Source organism: Sphingobium sp. CECT 9361 (assembly GCF_918741285.1).
Classification (GTDB): Bacteria; Pseudomonadota; Alphaproteobacteria; order Sphingomonadales; family Sphingomonadaceae; genus Sphingobium.
Window position 1 is genome coordinate 14,337 of sequence record NZ_CAKKNC010000020.1, and the last position, 21,763, is coordinate 36,099.

General features: G+C 57.7%; 9 protein-coding genes. 2 read left to right on the forward strand and 7 right to left on the reverse strand.

Annotated features, from left to right (window positions below; all coding sequences use genetic code 11):
• Window positions 1-217 precede the first annotated feature (217 nt).
• Both LQ220_RS20295 and LQ220_RS20300 read left to right on the forward strand, forming a co-directional pair.
• Complete coding sequence (locus LQ220_RS20295; protein WP_230189972.1) at window positions 218-1,177, forward strand: hypothetical protein; 960 nt, start codon at window positions 218-220, stop codon at window positions 1,175-1,177.
• A gap of 604 nt (window positions 1,178-1,781) precedes the next feature.
• A complete protein-coding gene (locus LQ220_RS20300) occupies window positions 1,782-2,693 on the forward strand; it encodes a hypothetical protein (protein WP_230189941.1) in 912 nt (303 codons plus the stop codon).
• A gap of 27 nt (window positions 2,694-2,720) precedes the next feature.
• On the opposite strand, the gene LQ220_RS20305 is transcribed toward LQ220_RS20300, so the two are convergent.
• The 7 genes from LQ220_RS20305 to LQ220_RS20355 all read right to left on the reverse strand — a co-directional run bounded on the left by LQ220_RS20305 (window position 2,721) and on the right by LQ220_RS20355 (window position 21,496).
• Window positions 2,721-4,004, reverse strand: a complete 1,284-nt coding sequence (locus tag LQ220_RS20305; RefSeq protein ID WP_230189942.1) for an O-antigen ligase family protein — start codon at window positions 4,002-4,004, stop codon at window positions 2,721-2,723.
• A gap of 29 nt (window positions 4,005-4,033) precedes the next feature.
• Entirely contained in the window at window positions 4,034-4,513 is a 480-nt protein-coding gene (locus LQ220_RS20310; protein ID WP_230189943.1) for an acyltransferase, read from the reverse strand.
• Window positions 4,506-5,444 carry a glycosyltransferase family 2 protein gene (locus LQ220_RS20315; protein ID WP_230189944.1) on the reverse strand — a complete coding sequence of 313 codons (939 nt, stop codon included), beginning with the start codon at window positions 5,442-5,444 and terminating at the stop codon, window positions 4,506-4,508. Before LQ220_RS20315 ends, LQ220_RS20310 begins: the two co-directional genes overlap by 8 nt.
• Window positions 5,445-5,953: 509 nt before the next feature.
• Window positions 5,954-8,614 carry a calcium-binding protein gene (locus LQ220_RS24950; protein ID WP_290369071.1) on the reverse strand — a complete coding sequence of 887 codons (2,661 nt, stop codon included), beginning with the start codon at window positions 8,612-8,614 and terminating at the stop codon, window positions 5,954-5,956.
• A 1,300-nt stretch (window positions 8,615-9,914) separates the two neighbouring features.
• The gene (locus LQ220_RS20335; RefSeq protein WP_230189945.1) at window positions 9,915-15,008 is read right to left on the reverse strand and encodes a hypothetical protein; all 5,094 of its coding nucleotides are present in this window, start codon (window positions 15,006-15,008) and stop codon (window positions 9,915-9,917) included.
• 14 nt (window positions 15,009-15,022) lie between these two features.
• On the reverse strand, window positions 15,023-20,335 hold the full coding sequence (locus tag LQ220_RS24955) for a family 16 glycosylhydrolase (RefSeq protein WP_290369072.1): 5,313 nt from the start codon (window positions 20,333-20,335) through the stop codon (window positions 15,023-15,025).
• A 594-nt stretch (window positions 20,336-20,929) separates the two neighbouring features.
• On the reverse strand, window positions 20,930-21,496 hold the full coding sequence (locus LQ220_RS20355) for a DUF922 domain-containing protein (RefSeq protein WP_230189946.1): 567 nt from the start codon (window positions 21,494-21,496) through the stop codon (window positions 20,930-20,932).
• Window positions 21,497-21,763 lie beyond the last annotated feature (267 nt).

Below are 21,763 nucleotides of genomic sequence, written 5' to 3' on the forward strand. Positions count from 1 at the left end.
TGAATCCTGCTGCCGCAGAGCAGCGCGGCAGCCGAGCAAATCAAGGTCGCAGAAAAGTTCAAAAAACCCGGGGGGACGCCAAACCTTGGCGAGGCGTTCGCGAATTACCAGCTGGGCGCCCACGCCATCGCCACATCCGCCCAAAAAAGACTTTTATTTGAGTGGCCTACCACTATCGTGACCATTGGGAATTGCCTAAAGCGCGCATGGAGGATGTATGACGGTCATCACGAACACTGAAATCTACCAGTTTGGCACTCTGACTTACAGCAACAATACCCACCTCGTCGACGGACGCTATGATATCTCGATTTTTGAGAAGGGCCCCGACTATCTTCCTCCAACTATTGCTGCTTTGAGTGGCGATGGCGATGATAACATCAGCATATTCACGTTCCGGGACTTTATAGAGACCTTCTCGCTCGGAGCCGGAAATGACAGCTTCTATCTCGAAACCGTTAGTAACCAAGGGCGCAGTGGCGTCTTGCACGGCGGCGCGGGAGACGATTTCATCAACGGTTACATGCTGAGCGCAGTTCACGGTGATGCAGGCAACGACATACTATCCTCTTCCGGCGATGTTTTCGGCGGTGAGGGCGATGACGATGTTTATTCGGAAACAAACGCTTACGGTGGAGCGGGCAGTGACACCGTTGCGTCGTTTTCTGGCTTTGCCAAAGGGGAGGATGGTGATGACATAGTGTCTTCTGCTTTTGGCGAAGCATCAGGAGGCAATGGCAATGACACGGTTTTTAGCGGCACGGTTGCCAAAGGTGGTGCTGGTAACGATTCAGTTAATGGATCAAGCGCTTACGGCGACGACGGAGATGACATCGTCATCGGAGGCAGTTTTGCGTCGGGCGGAGCCGGAAACGACATTATCTCTGCGCGCGGCGCAGCAATTATGATCGGGGGAAGCGGGGACGATGTGTTCCGCTTCGCGAAGGGCGAGTTGGGGTTCAACTATGCCAGCCGCGATAAGATTACAGACTTCGAACTTGGACGAGACAAGATCGATCTGATAGCCTTCGAAGGTTCTGGTATCAGCCTCTCACACACATCCGGGCATAATCTTGTGAAGATCGACGTCAACAACGACTTCAAGACTGATTTCCTAATTCAGGTGAACGTCGTTGGCGGTGGCGTGTTGACGATGGGCGATTTGCTGATTGTCTGAAATTACGAAGGGCCTCGCCGTTCATCTCGGCGAGGCTTTCGGTCTGCGAGCAACACAGAGCAACAGTGGGAACCGATGACCATTGTAGAACTGTAGTCTCTGCAGCGTTTGCGAGTCAGTCTTGCAATGGGACGCAGATTGCAGACCACGCCCCCCTCAATCCCATATCCAGTGCTTACCACTTTATGTGCACGCCTTGTCGTTTAGGGTCCCCAACCCCTGTTGACACCTTAGCGCGTCGCGCGCACGCTCGACAGGAGAGCCTTGAAAGCCTCATGACAGCGCCACCCGGAAGAAGACTGGACTATCGTGTCGGCCGTACACAAAAGCGCTGGATGCAGCCCTGCCCGTTTGGGAGGAGTCCTGGGTTGGACGATAGCGTCCTCCTGACATGCAATCCCTGTCTGCGAATTTCCTCTTCCATCAGGTTTGGATTTTACAAGCAATGAATATCGTCACCAGTCTGTCATCTGCCGCAGGCCAATGGGAGGGGCTGCAGAAGCAAGCCAGCGCGCGCCTAAATGCCTTCGCTGCCAGGACGTAGCCGATGGCTCTGCAGAACCCCACCGGGTCCAGAATGCCCCTTGTTGGAGCTTTGATACTTATGCTGTTTCTTCTGGCAATGGCCGCGGCTGTGTGGTCCTCCATGGGTGCGTCCCCCCCTCCGCACCCGGGTGGCAATCTTGAGCCTCCCGCGCTGTCCAAGCCTGAGACGATCCGTCTTGGTAGCGGGCGCACCGTGACGAAAATGGATCCGGCGCGGGACTACATCATCCAGTTCCCGCCCGAACGCAAAATGGGCGCAACGGTCCTTATGGGGGGGCATAATGTCGTCATAATGGGCGGACAGATTTCCGTCCCATCCGATGACAAGACACGTCGCGCACTGTTCATCAAGGGCGCCACAGGAACGGTGCATGTGGAGGGGGTTCTTGTCGACAATCCGCAGAACACCGAGTTCGATGCCATAGTCGTCGCTGCGCCTGATGCCACAGTCCAACTACAAAACATCCGCGTCGAAGGACTGCGCGGCTTTCAAAACAGCTGGCATGCTGACATTCTCCAGCCTTGGGGCGGGGTCCGATCCTTGCGCATCAATGGGCTGACCGGGATCACTGGCTATCAGGGCATTCAGCTCTCCAGTCTCAAGGGTCAGATTAAGGATATAAGCCTGCGGCGCGTAAACTTGCGCTCGACAGACCCTCAGATCTGGTCATCGGGCGCTAATGGCGGCAATGGGGGCTACCTGTTCTGGGCAGACTGCACATTGACAGCGCAGGTTAGCCTGGACCAGGTCTACCTGTCTCCCCGGCAGGAGCGCCGCGCCGATCAGGTCGCTTGGCCGACGCCCAGTACCAAATCCAAATGCGCCTCGAAGCTCTCGCGTTCCGACAGCGTGATCACCTTTCCCGCCTTACCTATCAAGGGTGAGATGCATATAGGCGTGCCGCCGCAAGGTGACTTTGTTCCCGCCGGCTCGGCAGGATTGCGCTATCGCCCCTCACCCAAACGGTGAGACGCAGGAGAAGCGATCTGCTTGCGGCTAGCGGGTTGGCTTCAGATTAGCGCGGTAGCGGGCCAGGCGCATCGCCGCTTCTGTCTGCGCAGCTGTGTGTTCCACGCTATGCGCCGCACGGCTTCGCAACGCGATAAACGCAACGCACAGAAAAAAGACATAGCCGCCGATAGAGGGCAGCCCGCTAAAGGGTGTAGGCTCTGTCATTCCGCGCAAAAGGAAGAAGAAAAGGAGGATCAACGGTTCAAAACAACGAAAGCGTATGCCTTGATACAATGTGGCCGCCAGGGCGGCTAGAAACAAGCCAAACGCCACGATCCCGCCGGAGAAAAGGATCTCAAGATACATATTGTGGGCGTGCGCCGCGACCGTAAAGAGGCGAGGATCTGTGGGCAGAATGAAGGTCGACGACGCATAGCCATGCCCGAACAGTGGCTTTTGCCCTATCATTTCCAGCACGACCGCCCAGATCTGCGAACGTCCCGTACCCGTAGCGATCTCCTCCACGTCGCCCGAGCGCGACAGGCCGCTCAGGATCATGTCGGGAGCAGACAGAAAAACCAGCAGCAACGACAGGCCTGCTAAGCCCAAAACCAAGACATTGACCGCTTTGTTGCCCTTGGCAGCAAGCCAGATCGTGACGCAGATCAGGAGCGTCAGCATGCTCATCCGGTTGTCGCTCATAATGAGGCAGACAAGAGCAAAGGGCGCCGATAGCAGGGCCAGCATGCGCGCGGTCGGCCCCATTGCGTTGTAATAGAGAATTGTAAAAATCAGTGCGATCGACGTCATGGAACCAAGTCCGTTGGGCGACCCCACGATGCCCTTTATCCGATTGTTGGTACCAAATTCGCTCCCCAACCATGCGTGCATTCGGCCAAGGTCGGGGCTTACATAATAAGTCACGAGCGACATGACGGAAATCAGGCCCACTGTCACGATCAGCAACGAGACGGTATTTGTCTCGCCAAATCGCTCTGCCATCCAGATGCAGAAAAGAAAACACCCCAGGAAGGCCAGGCTGTCCGTCATGGATACCGAAATCTGAGGCGAGTTCACCGAGCAAGCGACGAGGGAAAGCAAGAAGGCCAGCCAGGCAAGCAGCAAGCCGGTCGACATTCGAAGCCGCCCCGCCAGGATTGCACTCAACGGCAGCAGAAGCGTGACGGCAATCCCCGCCAGCTTGAAGCCCGTCTGAAGGTCGAGCGATTTGTCAGCATAGTCGCGAACGCGAAACGATGTCGTCGATACAAAAAGAACAAGAAAGGCGAGTATAAAAAGCCAGTTACGGTAGCCGCCACGAAGTTCCATCACAATGCTTCCACTCGCTGTTCGGTTGCTCAGCCGGCGTGTATTTCGGCGTGCTCTTCTTTGCTATAGCCCGAAGGCGCGTCAGCACTTAAAAAGCGCCCATAGCGACCGACCTTGATATCCGTCCTTACGATCTTGGCAGGGTTTCCCGCCACGATAGAATATGGCGGCACGTCCTTCGTCACGATTGCGCCAGCCGCGACAATCGAGTTGCGACCAATCGTAACGCCAGGCATGACAAGCGCCCTAGCGCCTATGAAACAGTTCTCTTCCACCCTCGTGTCAGCGTACATGCCGCGCGTCCGGTCATGCGTGAGGATCGTCGCACCGAAGGTCACATAGCTATGCCGTCCGATGTGAACACCCTTGGGATATGTCCGATCGAGCTTGGCGGTCAGTGAAATCTTAGCCGTAGGGTCAAGGTCCATACCCCAGAACCTGTTATAAAAGCCGATACGGATCTTATGCAGCAACCTCTGCAACCACTGGAGCTGGTTCAGACTACGCATAGCGGCGCTTATCCTTAAGGTTGGATCGTCGAGGACGCTGCACTCCGCTTGGGCGGCCCAAGGCCTCAGCAGAATTCGGCGCAGCTTTGTTGGTAAAGTACATTTGCCCTGCGCGCAGGAAATCGAAGGGCGACAATTCGCGCTTGATCATCAAGGCGCAGCCTACCAGGATCTTGCGCGCGAAGGCAAAACACGCCTGCGGGGACGTCCACGCATATCGTCCCAGGGCGACCACTGTTCCTGGGAAATATTTGGCACGAATGGATGGGTCAAAGTCGCGATGTCCGATCATGCGATAGGGTGCATGACGAACCTCCTGCGATGCAAAATATGCACGCATCGCAAATTCCGTGTCCTCTCCGCTCTTTGCCGTTGTCCCCAAACCGAGAGACTCATCGAACCCGCCTATCGTCTTCAAAATACGCCCACGTAGGAAAATCGTGTTTGAAGAGGCTCTCGATATCGCATCCTGCAGGCTACTGGGCCTCTCATCGATCGTCGATGGCATGCCGGCGGCAGATCCGTAGCGACAGAACCAGAAGTCCAGACGGCTATCGGTCTGGAACCTGTCATAAATATATTCAAGAACGCCGGGCGGGAACCAGGCGTCGTCGTCGGGGAACGCCACCAAAGCGTTGGCGAGCGCTAGGCTATCGGTGGCCAGCAAGGCGTCGAGCATCATGTTGCGCGCAACAGAGAGCGGCACTTGTGTGGGGCTGGCCGTTACTATCATGTCGCGGGGGAACCCGAAGCGAATGCAGGCTGCGGCAATGTCATGGCAGCATTGCAACAGCATCCGGTGTTCTACTGTCACATCGGGATAATTCTGGCGGAATGCGTCCACCGACTGAACCAAGCGACGAAGATCGTCGTCGCGGTCCGCCAGAACATTGGCCGTCGTCAACAGGACTATTTGGGTTCGGCAAGCCAAGATATTCGCTCCTATCGACATTGGTTCCCGTTCTTCCATAGCCCAGAGGCCGTTCCTGACCTTGCCAATTCGATAATGACCGAAACCATCTTATCCAGAGCAACGCTAGGATGCCAACGGTTATGCGATAAATATTGTGTTTCCCCGGCCTGCACAATCTCGCTTCTTTCCATCGTAGATCGATTGCCGTGCATGCCGCAAGCCAGTGCCTGTCACACTCTTGGAATGCCAGCGATAATGCGTTGTGCGTGCGAAGACCGTCGGCCTGCTCGTCATGATACAAAGGCCGAATGCCGAACGCTCTTTATGCGTTCGCCGGTGTTTGAAGCCCGTAACCGCTGCGGTGATGGGCCGCTCTCCCGTTTTGCAAAGCAGCGCCCCATGCATTGCATAGCGGCATGATAGCAGGCGAAGGCAGCGACAGGCGCGCGGTCGATCGCTTTAACGGCGCGCGCCGCGACCCGTTAGAGGCCGCGGCGCACCCTTGGACAGAAAGCTCTGTGTTAGGGTCAGACGATAAAAAAGTCTGAAAGATGCAAGGTTGGATTGTTCTGGAACTGGGCAATCTGCACAGCCGCGCCACTTCCGCTGCCGTCGGCGTCCCATAGAAGAGCACCGGTTTGGTCGCTGTAGAGAAGCGTCGGTGCAGCGCTGCTTGCTACGAGCTTGGAGGTAACCTCAAAGGCCACGCTCGACATTTTGGCAAGGCCAAGATGAGCAAGTCCAATCTTGTCGGTGCCGGCAGCAAAGTCCGTAACGGTATCGAAGCTTCGCTTGAAGCTGGGGTCGAGGACGAAAATATCTGCCCCCGCCCCGCCAGTCAGGGTGTCAAAACCGTCTCCACCGATCAGGCGATCGTTGTTGAGGCCGCCATCCAATATGTCATTCTTCAGCCCGCCATCAAGCCAGTCATTGCCAACGCCACCTGTCAAGCTATCGACGCCATCCATACCGAAGAGCCTGTCGTCCCCTGCCCCGCCGATCAGTATATTCATGGAATTATTGCCAGTCAGCGTGTCGGCAAAGCTGCTGCCCGTCAGATTTTCGATCTGGCTGTATTTGTCGCCAGCGGCATCTCCCATGTTGAGCGATGCACTGGCGATATTCGCAACCACACCCGATGCGGCATCGGCATAGCTTGCGGTATCCTTGCCGCCGCCGCCCTGCAGGAAGTCAGCGCCCGATCCGCCGGAGAGGATATCGTCGCCATCCCCGCCGATCAATTTGTCGGCCCCCGCTCCGCCAATGATGAGATCAGCCTTAACCGTTCCGACAAGCGTATCCACACCGGTGGTTCCGTAAACTTTGTTGAAGCCGGTAAGAGACGAAAAGGCAGTTCCGCCCATTTCTATTTTCGCAGTGACTTCAGTCGTTACTGGCGCAGGAGCGGCAGGTACAGGTGCAGGGATCGACACCGCCCCGCCCGAAGGGTCAGTGCCCACAGAAGGCCCATCGGAGGTGCTGTCGGGCAACTGAGAATAATCCGTCACCACGATGTCTGTCGAGAGATTGTGGGATGTCAGCGCTGTTGGGCTAACGTTCTTAAGAGTGGCCAGAGTCGTGAGACTGTTGGCGCCGCCGTCTGAATCGACCTGAAGGAGCGTGTCGGTCCCCGACTTTGTGAAGCGGACATAGCCCTTTGCAAGAAGGTCGCCGCTCCAGCCCAGTTGCCGTGCCATGACCGAAAGGTCGATCACATCGCCGCTTGTCCCTGCCTTGAAGTCGGTGAGGATGTCGCCTGCTTCACTAAGCGCATGGAAGGCAAAGCGATCCTGTCCAGCGCCGCCCGTCAGCAGATCCGCACCGGCACCGCCCCAGATATAGTCATTGCCGTTTCCGCCACGAATGGTGTCGACGCCGAGGCCTCCCAGGAGGCGATCGGCTGCGTCGCCGCCGGTGATGGTCTCATCCGTCGCAAAAGCGCCCACCTTCAGGCTGTTGTTGGTCATGGTGACGCCGGTGCTGTCGGGCTTGATGGTGACCTTGTTGGTCAGGATTTCAAACACGCTGTTGGAAAGCGTGTTTTCGGTCGGTGCATTCTGATTGAAATAGGCGTACCCGCTGTTTTCCTTCAGGTTCACATTGTCGACGGTGATCCGGCGACCATCGCCATCGCCATATTCGAAAAACAAGATACCCTTGTTATTGCCCGATCCGGAAATATCCTGGAAACTGTTATCGGTGCCGCGCCCCCCGAGCACGCCGAAGCTATTGAAGACGACAGAGTCGGAATAGGTCGAAAAACGGCCCTCCGAATGCCAGGAGAAGGCAAAAGACGTCGTACCGTTCGCAACGACATTGGTGGCCGTAAGGCCGATATCAGCGCCATATTTGGATGGATCGACGTGGGTCGCTGAAAGCCCGACGGCATTGTCGTCAACGCCGTGGCGGACAGCCTGCGCATAGAAACCATTGACGGTGGTGCCCACCGAACTGGCTGAGTGAACGCCGTAGCCATAATGGCCATTGGCTGTATCATCGGTCAGATTGATTGCCGAGGACTGCGTAACGAGGCCATTGACGCTATTGACGAAATTGATGCCCATCGAATTGCCGTCGCGCACGGTGAGATGATCAAATTGAGTGCCTATCGTCGACCGCGCCGATACCAACGCGTCATTCCAGCTGGGATGAGACTGGTCGCCACGGACGGTGCCGTTGGTGACAACGGCGGTCCCGCTCTGGAATTCCGAGGCCCGGACATTGGTCTTGTACTGATCTTCATAGAGCAGATCGCCCTCAAGCACCAATGTCGAACCGTTGACGCCCACGACTTTCATGGCCTGGCCAAGGCGGGTCGCCGCCCCCTGATCGTTGGACAGAACGTCGTCTGAATAGATCTTGACATAATCGCCTACGGAGACCTTCGCAGCGCCGCTGTAGGACACCGTCAGCGCACCTGAACCATCATGGCCCAGCTGCGCCGCGCCGCTGGCCGCCATGCGACCGTCCACGGTGATGACGGATGTATCCGCTGCCTGCTGGAGGGTAGACCCATTCAGGTCGAGAGTTATCGAGCGATTTTCGACGTTGAGCGAAAGCCCTTTGCTAATGAGGATCGTCGCATTTTTAGGAAGTACGAGTGTACCTCCAGAGGGCAGGCTATTGAGCGCCGCTTGTATATCGGCTTCCGTTACGCCCGCATTTAATGTAATTACGGTACCAACCATTATACCACCCCTGAAAAAATGTACTTTGAACCTTTAAATTGAAATATTTTTTCTCTTACACTTCAATTTAGTATGACGATTATTATCGCAGATAAGCACGAGAACCATCAATGGATCTGATTAACGGGCTATTTCCCAATTTTAATCTGACCGATATTTTCTGTGTTAAGAAAGATGATTGGAACCATCTGCCGTGGATTTATAAATAGGCGATCTGTCTTATCGCGCGATTGCGCCACATAGTTTCCTGCGCGTTAACCGTTTGAAAAACTTGACCAAGCTGCTCCAGGAACATTGGTTGAGTATCGATTGGGGTAGCGGCGCTCCCCCGCCTGCCGGGAAAGCTTGCTCCTATCGACGCACTGCACTCCGGCGCGACGCAGCTAAAAGCGGATCGATCCTGCAAACAGAATCTGGCCTGTGCAGAATGTGCGTACGCAGCCATATGCCACGGGCAAAAATTCCGCTGCAGAACCCGGTTGCGCTGCGCCATCCTATCTCCACAGGATATGTCCCAGCTGTGCGGGTATCGGCTGAAGCGATAAACGCGCCTTTAGAAATATGCAGGCAGGCCTCGAGTGTTTTGCCTTCCCCTGTTTCCCTCATGATGCGTATTGAAAAGGAGATCGAGGCGCTGGGGTGCGCCAACACCCCCTGTCGCATTCACAGCCATTCGGGGATCTATGGGTGGATGAAAGCCCGCGGCGCGCCGCCGGATCTCTTGGGAGGCATGATCATAGCCATGCTATAATCGAAGAAAAGCACAGAGGACTCCTCTTAGGCCGACAAATTCCAGATCATGCCGAACACGGCATGATTTCTAGCAAAGCTGCGTTGGCTGGTTCAGGTCAGGATATCGCAGACAGACATTTGTCCGGCCAACGCGATCGCGCTTTTTGTGCGGATGCATCGCATATGGCCCCAAGATATTCATATCGAAGCCCATGGCGTGACCCAGGGTCGGGCAATCCTTCTTGTCCATGACCCGCGCACAAGCAAGGGAGACGCCAGGACTATGCGTTCGCGCGCAACTCTCTGTCCCCTTGCCGTTATCCTGCCCGGTGCGACCGTCGGCGCGAACCGCGTTGGCATGGCCGGTGCAGTCGCGCCTCAGCACGTCTCGCAGGGTTTGATCGTCTTTGGCAATACCGCCGGCAGGTCGATGGAAGGCGCAATCGGGCTGCGTCTCGTCACGCTTCCGGTAGCTGCGCTGTCGAGACGTTCATTTTGGGCACGACAATCGCCACGCGGTCCTATCACCATTGCACCGCATGGGGGTAATGGCGACAGGCTCCGGCGATCAGGCGAAGAGATAGTCGGCCGTGGTCAGTTGCGTGACCCCGGCGAGGCGGATAGTGTCGAGGGCATCGCCATAGGCGCTGCCGGCATGGATGGTATAGACGTCACTTGTGCCCACCTGGGTGAGATAAGCGTCTGCACCATAACCGATAAATCTGAGGCTATCGCCACCGGCAACGCCTGCGCCGGCAAAGTCGGTCACAACGTCCCCATGGCCTTCCCCCCGCTGGAAGACGAAGACATCGTCGCCAGCGCCGCCGGTCAGCATGTCCGCGCCGCCGCGACCGTCCAGGATGTTGACCCCGGCATTGCCGATGATCGTGTTGCCCAGATCATTGCCCGTACCGTTGAGCGCCTTGCTCGTCGAAAGCTGCAAGGTCTCGATATTGTCGGACAGCGTATAGCTGATCTGCGACAGCACGCGGTCGGTGCCCTGCCCGGCCAGCTCGATCACCACGTCGCCAACATTATCCACGACATAGGTGTCATTGCCTGCGCCACCCTTCATCATGTCCGCGCCGCCCAGACCGTCAAGCCGGTCTGCGCCGCTGCCACCGGTCAGCATATTGTCCAGAACATTGCCCGTACCGGTAAAAGCCCTGGTGCCCAAATAGCTCAGAGCCTCGACATTGGCACCCAGCACATAGCTGGAAAGGCTCGTCTGGACCGTATCGGTACCGCCGCCAGCGGCTTCCTCAACGAGATCGCCTGTCGTGTCGACGACATAGAGATCGTCGCCAAGCCCGCCGACCATGCGATCGTCGCCGGTCCCGCCATCGAGCAGATCCGCGCCGCTGCCGCCCAGCAGAACATCGTTGCCGCCAAGACCCGACAGCGTGAGATCAGCGGTATAGGTAGAGCCGTCAAGCTGGTCGTCGCCGTCGCTACCGGTAAAGACGTTCGACCCGCCTGTACCCGTACCGGGTCCGGTATCTGGGCCAGGGCCTGGATCAGGCTGCGGCGGCGCAGTAGCTGCGCCATCGAAGCTATAGTCCGCGCCCGTCAGTTGCGTGACCCCGGCGAGGCGGATCGTTTCAAGGGCATCGCCATAGGCGCTGCCGGCATGGATGGTATAAACGTCACTTGTGCCCACCTGGGTGAGATAAGCGTCTGCACCATAGCCGATAAATCTGAGGCTATCGCCACCGGCAACGCCTGCGCCGGCAAAGTCGGTCACAACGTCCCCATGGCCTTCCCCCCGCTGGAAGACGAAGACATCGTCGCCAGCGCCGCCGGTCAGCATGTCCGCGCCGCCGCGACCGTCCAGGATGTTGACCCCGGCATTGCCGATGATCGTGTTGCCCAGATCATTGCCCGTACCGTTGAGCGCCTTGCTCGTCGAAAGCTGCAAGGTCTCTATATTGTCGGACAGCGTATAGCTGATCTGCGACAGCACGCGGTCGGTGCCCTGCCCGGCCAGCTCGATCACCACGTCGCCGGCATTGTCCACGACATAGGTGTCATTGCCTGCGCCACCCTTCATCACGTCCGCCCCGCCCAGACCGTCGAGCCGGTCCGCGCCGCTGCCCCCGGTCAGCACATTGTCCAGAACATTGCCCGTACCGGTAAAAGCCCTTGTGCCTAAATAGCTCAGAGCCTCGACATTGGCACCCAGCACATAGCTGGCAAGGCTCGTCTGGACCGTATCGCTACCGCCGTCGGCGGCTTCCTCAACACTATCGCCCGTCGTGTCGACAACATAGATATCGTCGCCAAGCCCGCCAACCATGCGATCGTCGCCGGTCCCGCCATCGAGCAGATCCGCGCCGCTGCCACCCAGCAGAACATCGTTGCCGCCAAGACCCGACAGCATGAGCGCCACATCGCCAAGCGCGCCGTCGAACCGGTCCGCGCCGCTTGTGCCAGCCAGCTTTGCTTCAACCAGGCCCGTTGCCGCCAAGCCTGCACCAAGCACCACATCGCTGCCGCTAAGCTCGAGATGCTCGACATTCGACGCAAACAGGTCGGTCGTACCATCGCCATCCGCATCGATCAGCAAGGATCCGGAAGCCGCGCCGATGCGCCCGGCTGCGCCTGTCGCAACGACAACCGTGTCCGAGCCCGCTGCGCCATCGACATGGTCATAACCCAGCGTCGACGCATAGGTGAACATGTCATCGCCCGACGTCCCCAGCATCACATCGCCTGTCTTCACGTCACCGACCATGACCGTAACCACTTGCTGGCGGCTGTTGACGCCATCGGACGTTTCCACCGTCACCTGGTACGGACCCGCACCGCTCTCGTAATCCGGCGCCGTCCTGAACAGGAGTTGCGTCCCCTCGATCGTGAACAAGGCGCCATCGCCCGCACCCTCGACAATCGAGAAGCTGACAGTCTCACCGGTCTGGTCCGCGTCGCTCGCTGTAAGATCGCCCACGACCCGCTGGTTTTCATCAACGATCAGAGAAGACCCCAAAGTCAGCACAGGCGCCGTGTCGTTCACATCCCCTACCGAAATCTCAAACTGCTTCGATAAAAGATGTCCGTCGGAATCACTGACCTGGACGATGATGCTATGGGTTAAACCATCTTCGGCATCGAGCGGGCCAGTGGCAACGATAAGGTTTCCGCTGATCGCAAAGCGCCCCCCATCATCGTCGAGCAAGGTGAACGTGTTGATTTCCGAAACATCCAGGTCAATGCTTTGAACGTGACCCACAATGGTGCCGCCCGGCGCGTTCTCGGCGACCGACGAATTGTCGATAACCAGATCGCTGGGCGGGCGGTTCAATGTCTCGATCTGCGCAAGCTGATCATTAAACGAGACACGCTCGACGCTCGTCAGATAGGTCCGATAGGGCGATGTAGGTATACGAAGGTCCTGCGCCCGCCATGTATCGGCAGATATGCGGATGAAAGAATAATCGTCACGATTCCCGTCAAACAGGATGATGTCGTCGCCAGCGCCGCCATCTATCCGATCGTTGCCGCCATTGCTTCTGAACCGATCGTCGCCAGCGCCACCCCATAAATTATTATTATTGGCGTTACCAAAGATCGAGAGGCCGACACCTGCACTGCGGCCATCGACATCATCGAAGCCGGACACGACCGCCAGGCCTTCGGACTGATCCGAACTCGACAAGTCGATCACGTCGGAACTGTTGAGCAACAGCGTATCGCGCCCCGATCCTCCCTGGAGCGTCGCCTTGATTCCGGAATAATAAACGACAGTGTCGTTTCCTGCCCCGGTGTTGATGTTATCTGCCCCGCCAAGACCGTCGATATAGTCATCGCCAGACCCGGTGGCGATCGAGTCTGCAGACAGCGTCGGCAGAGGCTGACCGGGAACCGAATGCGAGCCATCGATATAGTCGGCGCCGGTAGTGCCGGTGATGGTGACGCCCTTGGCATAACCGATAGAGCCTGGATCGAGCACGGTGGTCGGCAAAGGCGGTGTGACATAGGTCGACGCATTCCCTGAAATCGTCATCTGGAGGTTGCTGACAGTCAACGTGTCGGCCGAGACATTTTGCAGAATGGCGATTGTGACGGCCATATTGGCGGGATCGGCATTCACCTTGACGAGGGTATCGTTGCCGCTTTGCTCGAAGACGACATAGCCATTTGCCAGATAGTCGCCGCGCCAGCCATAGCGTGCGCCCAGAATGGACACATCGAGAATGTCGCCGCCTTCCCCGGATTGGAAGTCCGTAACCGTGTCGACCGAATCGGTACGGTCAAGAACGAAACGGTCGGAACCTGCGCCGCCTGTTAATGTATCGTTCTCCTGACCGCCCCAGATATAGTCATTGCCATTGCCACCCGACAATATGTCGATGCCGCGGCCGCCCAGCAGCCGGTCCGCTGCATCTGTGCCTGAGATGACGTCATCATCTACCCCATCGGTCTTGACGACGGTTGTGTCGACAAGGACCGTGGACCCCGGATTGCCCGTCCGGTAATCATATTCCAGATAACTGTTCTTGATGATGTTGTTGGTCGGGTCGCCTTGGACATTATGGACATAGACGCCCGCCTCTCGAACAATGACGTTGTCGATGACCGAGTCTTTGGCGTCGCCATATCCATATTCGAAATATTGAAAGGCGCGTTCATCGCCTACGCTGATCGAGTTTGTAACCGAGTTTCCGACGCCCCGGATCCCCACAAAGCCATGTGACTCAAAGGACGCTACATTGTCGAGCAGCCCGTTGCGCCCCTCCGAGTGGAAGGAATAGGAAAAGGCCGACGCACGGTAGGACACCGAATCGCGAACCACCATGCCGATGTCTGCGCCATATTTGGAGATGCTCGGATCGCCCGCGGCAACGCCCACACCATTATCGTCGGTCGCATGGCGGACCTGCTCGGCATAGAGGCCGATCACCGTTGTATTGAGCGATCCTGCAGAATGCACCCCATAGCCATACCAACCGATGGTGGTGTCATCGCGCAGGTTCATCGCAACGCTCTCGCGCACTGTCGAATTGACGTTGTTGACAAGATTGATCCCCATGGAATTACCGTCCTTGACGGTCAGATGATCAATCTCAACGCCAATGGCGTCGCGAATATTAACTAGGGTACTCAGCCAAGTCGGATCCGTCTGATCGCCTTGCACCGTCCCGTTGGTGATCTTCAAGGTTCCACTGACGATCTGCGCGGCGCGTACGTTGGTGGCATATTGGTCGGCGTACAGGGGCTCGCCGGCAAGTTCCACGACATTGCCGTTGATCGATACGACCTGCATGGCCTGCCCTAGACGCGTTGGCAGCTCGGTATTCCGGTTGTCATTGGGAAGAATATCGTCCGACGCGATCTTGATCCAGCTGCCCACCTGAACATCCCCAGGCACAGCATCATAGGTAATCTTTGCATTGGTGCCCGTCGTGTCGATAGCTACGGCTTTGGTAGTACCCATCATACCGTTAGCAGAAATAACGGTGACGTCATTGCCCTGACGCAATGTGCTGCCATTGAGGTCAATAGTGATATCGCGATTTGTAACGTCGATCTTAAGCCCGTCGGAAATGGTAATCTCAGCGTTCTTGGGCAGGACCAGCGTCCCTCCCTCGTTCCCGATCAAAGCCAAAGCAGAGGCGATATCGCTCTCATTGGCACCGTCGCTGAGGTAAATTACTTGGCTCATAGCAGCTCCGGCGATCAGGCGAAGAGATAGTCGGCCGTGGTCAGTTGCGTGACCCCGGCGAGGCGGATAGTGTCGAGGGCATCGCCATAGGCGCTGCCGGCATGGATGGTATAGACGTCACTTGTGCCCACCTGGGTGAGATAAGCGTCTGCACCATAACCGATAAATCTGAGGCTGTCGCCACCGGCAACGCCTGCACCGGTAAAGTCGGTCACAACGTCCCCATGGCCTTCCCCCCGCTGGAAGACGAAGACATCGTCGCCAGCGCCGCCGGTCAGCATGTCCGCGCCGCCGCGACCGTCCAGGATGTTGACCCCGGCATTGCCGATGATCGTGTTGCCCAGATCATTGCCCGTACCGTTGAGCGCCTTGCTCGTCGAAAGCTGCAAGGTCTCGACATTGTCGGACAGCGTATAGCTGATCTGCGACAGCACGCGGTCGGTGCCCTGCCCGGCCAGCTCGATTACGACGTCGCCAACATTATCCACGACATAGGTGTCATTGCCTGCGCCACCCTTCATCATGTCCGCGCCGCCCAGACCGTCAAGCCGGTCTGCGCCGCTGCCACCGGTCAGCACATTGTCCAGGGCATTGCCCGTAGCGGTAAAATTCCGGGTGCCCAAATAGCTCAGAGCCTCGACATTGGCACCCAGCACATAGCTGGCAAGGCTCGTCTGGACCGTATCGGTTCCGCCGCCAACAGCTTCCTCAACAACATCGCCCGTCGTGTCGACAACATAGATATCGTCGCCAAGCCCGCCGACCATGCGATCGTCGCCAGCCCCGCCATCGAGCAGATCCGCGCCGCTGCCGCCCAGCAGAACATCGTTGCCGCCAAGACCCGACAGCGTGAGATCAGCGGTATAGGTAGAGCCGTCAAGCTGGTCGTCGCCGTCGCTACCGGTAAAGACGTTCGACCCGCCTGCACCCGTACCGGGTCCGGTATCTGGGCCAGGGCCTGGATCAGGCTGCGGCGGCGCAGTAGCTGCGCCATCGAAGCTATAGTCCGCGCCCGTCAGTTGCGTGACCCCGGCGAGGCGGATCGTTTCAAGGGCATCGCCATAGGCGCTGCCGGCATGGATGGTATAAACGTCGCTTGTGCCCACCTGGGTGAGATAAGCGTCTGCTCCATAGCCGATAAATCTGAGGCTATCGCCACCGGCAACGCCTGCGCCGGCAAAGTCGGTCACAACGTCCCCATGGCCTTCCCCCCGCTGGAAGACGAAGACATCGTCGCCAGCGCCGCCGGTCAGCATGTCCGCGCCGCCGCGACCGTCCAGGATGTTGACCCCGGCATTGCCGATGATCGTGTTGCCCAGATCATTGCCCGTACCGTTGAGCGCCTTGCTCGTCGAAAGCTGCAAGGTCTCGATATTGTCGGACAGCGTATAGCTGATCTGCGACAGCACGCGGTCGGTGCCCTGCCCGGCCAGCTCGATCACCACGTCGCCGGCATTGTCCACGACATAGGTGTCGTTGCCTGCGCCACCCTTCATCACGTCCGCGCCGCCCAGACCGTCAAGCCGGTCTGCGCCGCTGCCACCGGTCAACATATTGTCCAGAACATTGCCCGTACCGGTAAAATTCCTGGTGCCCAAATAGCTCAGAGCCTCGACATTGGCACCCAGCACATAGCTGGCAAGGCTCGTCTGGACCGTATCGCTACCGCCGTCGGCGGCTTCCTCAACACTATCGCCCGTCGTGTCGACAACATAGATATCGTCGCCAAGCCCGCCAACCATGCGATCGTCGCCGGTCCCGCCATCGAGCAGATCCGCGCCGCTGCCACCCAGCAGAACATCGTTGCCGCCAAGACCCGACAGCATGAGCGCCACATCGCCAAGCGCGCCGTCGAACCGGTCCGCGCCGCTTGTGCCAGCCAGCTTTGCTTCAACCAGGCCCGTTGCCGCCAAGCCTGCACCAAGCACCACATCGCTGCCGCTAAGCTCGAGATGCTCGACATTCGACGCAAACAGGTCGGTCGTACCATCGCCATCCGCATCGATCAGCAAGGATCCAGAATCCGCGCCGATGCGCCCGGCTGCGCCCGTTGCCACGGCAATCATGTCCGAGCCTGCGCCACCATCGACATGGTCATAACCCAGCGTCGACGCATAGGTGAACATGTCATCGCCCGACGTCCCCAGGATCACATCGCCTGTCTTCACGTCACCGACCATGACAGTAACCACTTGCTGGCGGCTGTTGACGCCATCGGACGTTTCCACCGTCACCTGGTACGGACCCGCACCGCTCTCGTAATCCGGCGCCGTCCTGAACAGGAGCTGCGTGCCCTCGATCGTGAACAAGGCGCCATCGCCCGCACCCTCGACAATCGAGAAGCTGACAGTCTCACCGGTCTGGTCCGCGTCGCTCGCTGTAAGATCCCCAACAACCCGCTGGTTTTCATCAACGATCAGCGACGATCCCAAAGTCAGCACAGGCGCCGTGTCGTTCACATCCCCTACCGAAATCTCAAACTGCTTCGATAAAATGTGACCCGCCGAGTCCGTGACTTGAACGGTAATTTGATGGGATGTGCTGCTTTCATAGTCCAAGCCGCCAACCAGCAAGATCGTGTCACCAGCAATTTTAAACCGCCCGCCTGCATCATCCAGCAGCGCGAAGATATTGGCCTCCGTCCTGTCGAAGTCGACGCTCTCAACCGTGCCAATGATCGTCTCGAAAGCAGCGCCCTCGGCCACCGTTGCGCTTTGCAGCAGAATGTCCGTCGGCGCAGAATTGCCATTTGCCAACAGGACATAATCGCTGGCATCCAGATTGGTCACCCCGACAATCTGGACCGTTTCGAAAATCCCGCCCGCCGATGCGTCCGTCGTGATCGTGTAAAAATCGGACGATCCAACCTGGGTGAGGGTCGCGTCTGCGCCATAGCCTGCAAAAACCAGCCGATCGCCGCCTGGCGCCCCGCCACCGCTAAAATCGATCACGCGATCCCCGTCGCCTTCGCCGACCCGAAAAAGGAAAATATCATCGCCTGCTCCGCCGGTCAGAGTGTCAGCGCTGGCTCCACCGTCGAGGATGTCGGCGCCGGCGCCACCGACGATTTTGTTGGCAATGGCGTTCCCGGTTCCTCTGAAGTTGCCGCTGCCGATATAGGTCAGATTTTCGACTTCGTCCGTCAGGACATAAGCATCTACCCGGGCCTTAACCAGATCGATCCCCCCATCCGGCGTCTCGACCACACTATCGCCTGCAGTATCGACGAAATAGGTGTCGTTACCATCGCCACCGACCATCAGGTCATTTCCCGCGCCACCGTCGAGCGAGTCGCTTCCGCCGCCAGCGTAGAGCGTATCCTCACCTGACCCACCCTGCAGGTTGTCATTTCCCATGCCGCCGTCGAGAATGTCATTGCCCTCGTCGCCCTTGAGCAGATCGTCGCCGTCCTCGCCGTACAGCCGGTCATTGCCGCTGTTGCCGCGCAATGTGTCGGAACCCGCCCCCCCATAGGCCGCATCATCGCCATCACCCCCTGACAACCAGTCGTTGCCCAAACCGCCTAGGAGGAGATCGTTGCCTGCGCTACCCGACAGGGTCGCACCACCATCGCCGCCCTGCATGACGTTGTCATCCTGGTTACCGGTCAGCGTGACGCTGCCGCTGCCAATGTAGACGATGTTCTCAAGATTGACTGGCAGGGTATAGCTCGACAAGGTCGTCCTGACCGTATCGATGCCTTTATTGGCACCTTCCTGCGGCTTGTCGGCTTCGGTGAGCACCAAATAGGTGTCATCGCCAAATCCGCCCTCAAGCAGGTCGAACATACCGCCGCCGCCAGTCAGTGTGTCGTTGCCCGCACCGCCGAAAAGCTGGTCATCGCCCAGCCCGCCGTTGAGAATGTCATTTAATGCGGTGCCAAACAGAATGTCTTTGCCGTCGGTACCGACCGTATCGAACGGCACCCCCTTCTCGACCGTGTTTGCACTCGCATAAGCGCGGATATAATCGATTTCCATCGTCGCAGGCAGCGGCGTTGTAGAATTGGGGTTTCCAGACCAGGCCCCGCCGCCGCCCAGATTGGCAATCATGTACATGGGTTTGTCCATGCCGGGCCAGGTCGGCATGGTCCGGACCGGCACGCCATCTATGTACCAGGTTAGAAAATCGGGCTCCCAGTCGAGGCCGTAGGTATGAAATTCGGTGGTAGCGGTCGCGACGGTCAGCTGCTTGGAATAGGTCAGGTCCCGCCCATCGTCCATTGTTGCATGGGCAACGCCGATCACCTGGGTCGGATCGCTACCGCGCTGCTCGACGATATCGAGTTCGGGCGGCCAGGAGCCGTCAATCGGCAACATCCAGAATGCGTCATGAACGCCCTGCCCCGCCGCCAGCTTCGCCCTGATCTCGAAATATCCATAGGTCTGGCTGAAGCTACCGATCGTATTGATCATGCCAGAGGTATATTGGAAGCCAGAATATTTCGCCTGATCTTCGGGCGCGACGCTGTCCATGGTGATTTTAAGGACGCCGTCCTGCACCGAAAAGGGGTCAACGGTAACCGGGTTGCCAAAGGCATCGATGTCACCCTTGAAGGTAAAATACTGGATCGATCCATGGTCGACTGTGCTGTGCCCGGCAATGTCGGCGCGTGGATATAGCGGGTACCATGTACCGGTGCTGCCGGTTCCCAGGTTCTGGCTCAGCGTATCAAATTCGTCGCTGAAGCTCTGCGTATAGCTCGAGACCTGATTGCGAAGGAGAAAATGTGAAGATGAGAAGGAGGAGGTGTCGAAATTCTTGAATGTCACCGAGTCATTCGCGGTCAACTTGAGTACCACATCGGCACCCTTTTGCGTCATCGCGGCCTTGATCTGGTCAATCGATGTATAGCTTGAAAAAGTGCCGAGGTTGACATGGTCGTCGACACCAAAGTCCATGATGATGTCGTTCCCGGCGATATTGAATATATCATGGCCGCCACCGCCAGTCAGTTCGTCGTTCCCCGCCGCGCCATCGATCAGATTGCCAGCGATATTCCCCTTGATGATATTGTTGCCCGAGGTACCCGTCGCCATTACGGGCAGGTTGCCGGTCAGGACGAGATTTTCCACATAAGCAGGCAGCGAATAGACATAATCCGAGTAGGCCGTATCTGTGCCTTCTCCGGATTTTTCTACGATGATGTCCTTGGTTGAGTGCACATAGTAGCTGTCGTCCCCAAGCCCGCCATATAATGTACTGCCGCTCGCGCCCGCCTGCCCGGGCGCCACCAGCTTGTCGTTCCCGGAGGTGCCCGTGAGAGACTGGCCCGTCGTGGTCGCAGCGAAGCTATTGGTGGGTTCAGCAGATTGAGTGAGCGCCATCGTAGGTCTATCCTGGTGTATATCGCTCCAATCATGGCCTACAAATGACGTTTGGCAGCCGAACTTCCGGCCAAAATGTCACTCTAGAAGGCCCAGAAAGGTTCCGATCTCGTCAACCGCCATATGCAACGAAAGGGATAGAAATAGAAACAGGGTTTACCAATTCATTAGTTATTTTTTAGTGTCCCAAAACAATACACATTGGTTTCCAAAGCTCTACAACTGTTAAGCTTTGGTAAATATTAATGGTAGAAATTTTTTAGTATTTACAGCCACCTGGTGCAACTGATCCATGTTAAGAATTTACAGACGCGCAGCGTTACAGGGTAAAGGAATTTCCTTCTCTCCACTGCATTTACCGACTTCTACAGACAGGGGAAAAGGGGTATCTTACTCAGCATAGCAGAAGTCTGACTTGGCAAATTCGTCTTTTCATTGAACGCTGTACGATCGGCTTTCCCGCTGCGGAAGGCTCTGGATCGGACAGGTGCTTGGTCCGTTTGCGCGGCAACACAACAGTGACCTCGACGAGCATAGCCGCCAAGCAGGGCCCGACATTCCGTACCTTCGAAGGGTGCGCTTCTCTCTGATGTGCTAGGGGAAGATAGCGCCCTGATTGCGCCCGTGATCGGTGGCCCGGTCATATTCGGCGTCCCGTTCTTGAAATGCGGCCGCGACTGCCGCAGCCGCCGCATCGGCCTTCGCGCAACTACTGTGTGCTATTGCCTCCCGCACAGCATCCACCAGCATGTACGACGATCGAACATGTCCGGCCTCGTGCCTTCCCAGCGCTTCGACATACCGATACCAACGGACCCTGGTCTCAGCGGGGAGTCGGGCCTCCTCGACCAGGCGTGGCAGAATAATCGTTGCGTGCAACTCCACCATGGGGTCGAGAGGGACACAATGGTCGCCGCCACTTTCTTTCCAACGCCACCGGATGTCAGTACGAGAAAGCGAGTCGACGCGCTTCCCGTCCTCCCCTACGAGGCCCTTGGCATAGATCGCGCTACTAACGTCCGCCGCCGTACGCCCCGACACAGGATAATATTCGAGACTAACATTGGGAATGCCGGCAAGGGATGGCACCAAATCGTCGCGACTTGGCTGTTCGGCCGCGCTGGCTGCCATAGCCAGGAGCAAAGCCAGGCATGCGGGCAAAGCCCGGCTCCATATGCGCCGATGCCAAGACAGCTGACGGACATACCACAATAGGCTGGAGACCGCTCGAGCAAACCGCGCAGAGAGCCGACTGTCATGCATATCTTCGCAAGCGGGATAGACATTTTTTTGCACGACCGGTTCCAGAATTAACGCTCGATAGGCGGAACCAAAGCCGCTCGGACCGCCGCACGTTACCCGACGAGACGACGGCAAAGGCCCTTTTCGCAACGGCGATGGCGGATCGACTGCCGAGGAATTTGGGTG

Excerpts from the sequence above, each read along its gene's own strand:
- LQ220_RS20295 (WP_230189972.1), top strand. The coding sequence starts at position 218 with ATGACGGTCATCACGAACACTGAAATCTACCAGTTTGGCACTCTGACT.
- LQ220_RS20300 (WP_230189941.1), top strand. The coding sequence starts at position 1,782 with ATGCTGTTTCTTCTGGCAATGGCCGCGGCTGTGTGGTCCTCCATGGGT.
- LQ220_RS20305 (WP_230189942.1), bottom strand. The coding sequence starts at position 4,004 with ATGGAACTTCGTGGCGGCTACCGTAACTGGCTTTTTATACTCGCCTTT.
- LQ220_RS20310 (WP_230189943.1), bottom strand. The coding sequence starts at position 4,513 with ATGCGTAGTCTGAACCAGCTCCAGTGGTTGCAGAGGTTGCTGCATAAG.
- LQ220_RS24950 (WP_290369071.1), bottom strand. The coding sequence starts at position 8,614 with ATGGTTGGTACCGTAATTACATTAAATGCGGGCGTAACGGAAGCCGAT.
- LQ220_RS20335 (WP_230189945.1), bottom strand. The coding sequence starts at position 15,008 with ATGAGCCAAGTAATTTACCTCAGCGACGGTGCCAATGAGAGCGATATC.
- LQ220_RS24955 (WP_290369072.1), bottom strand. The coding sequence starts at position 20,335 with ATGGCGCTCACTCAATCTGCTGAACCCACCAATAGCTTCGCTGCGACC.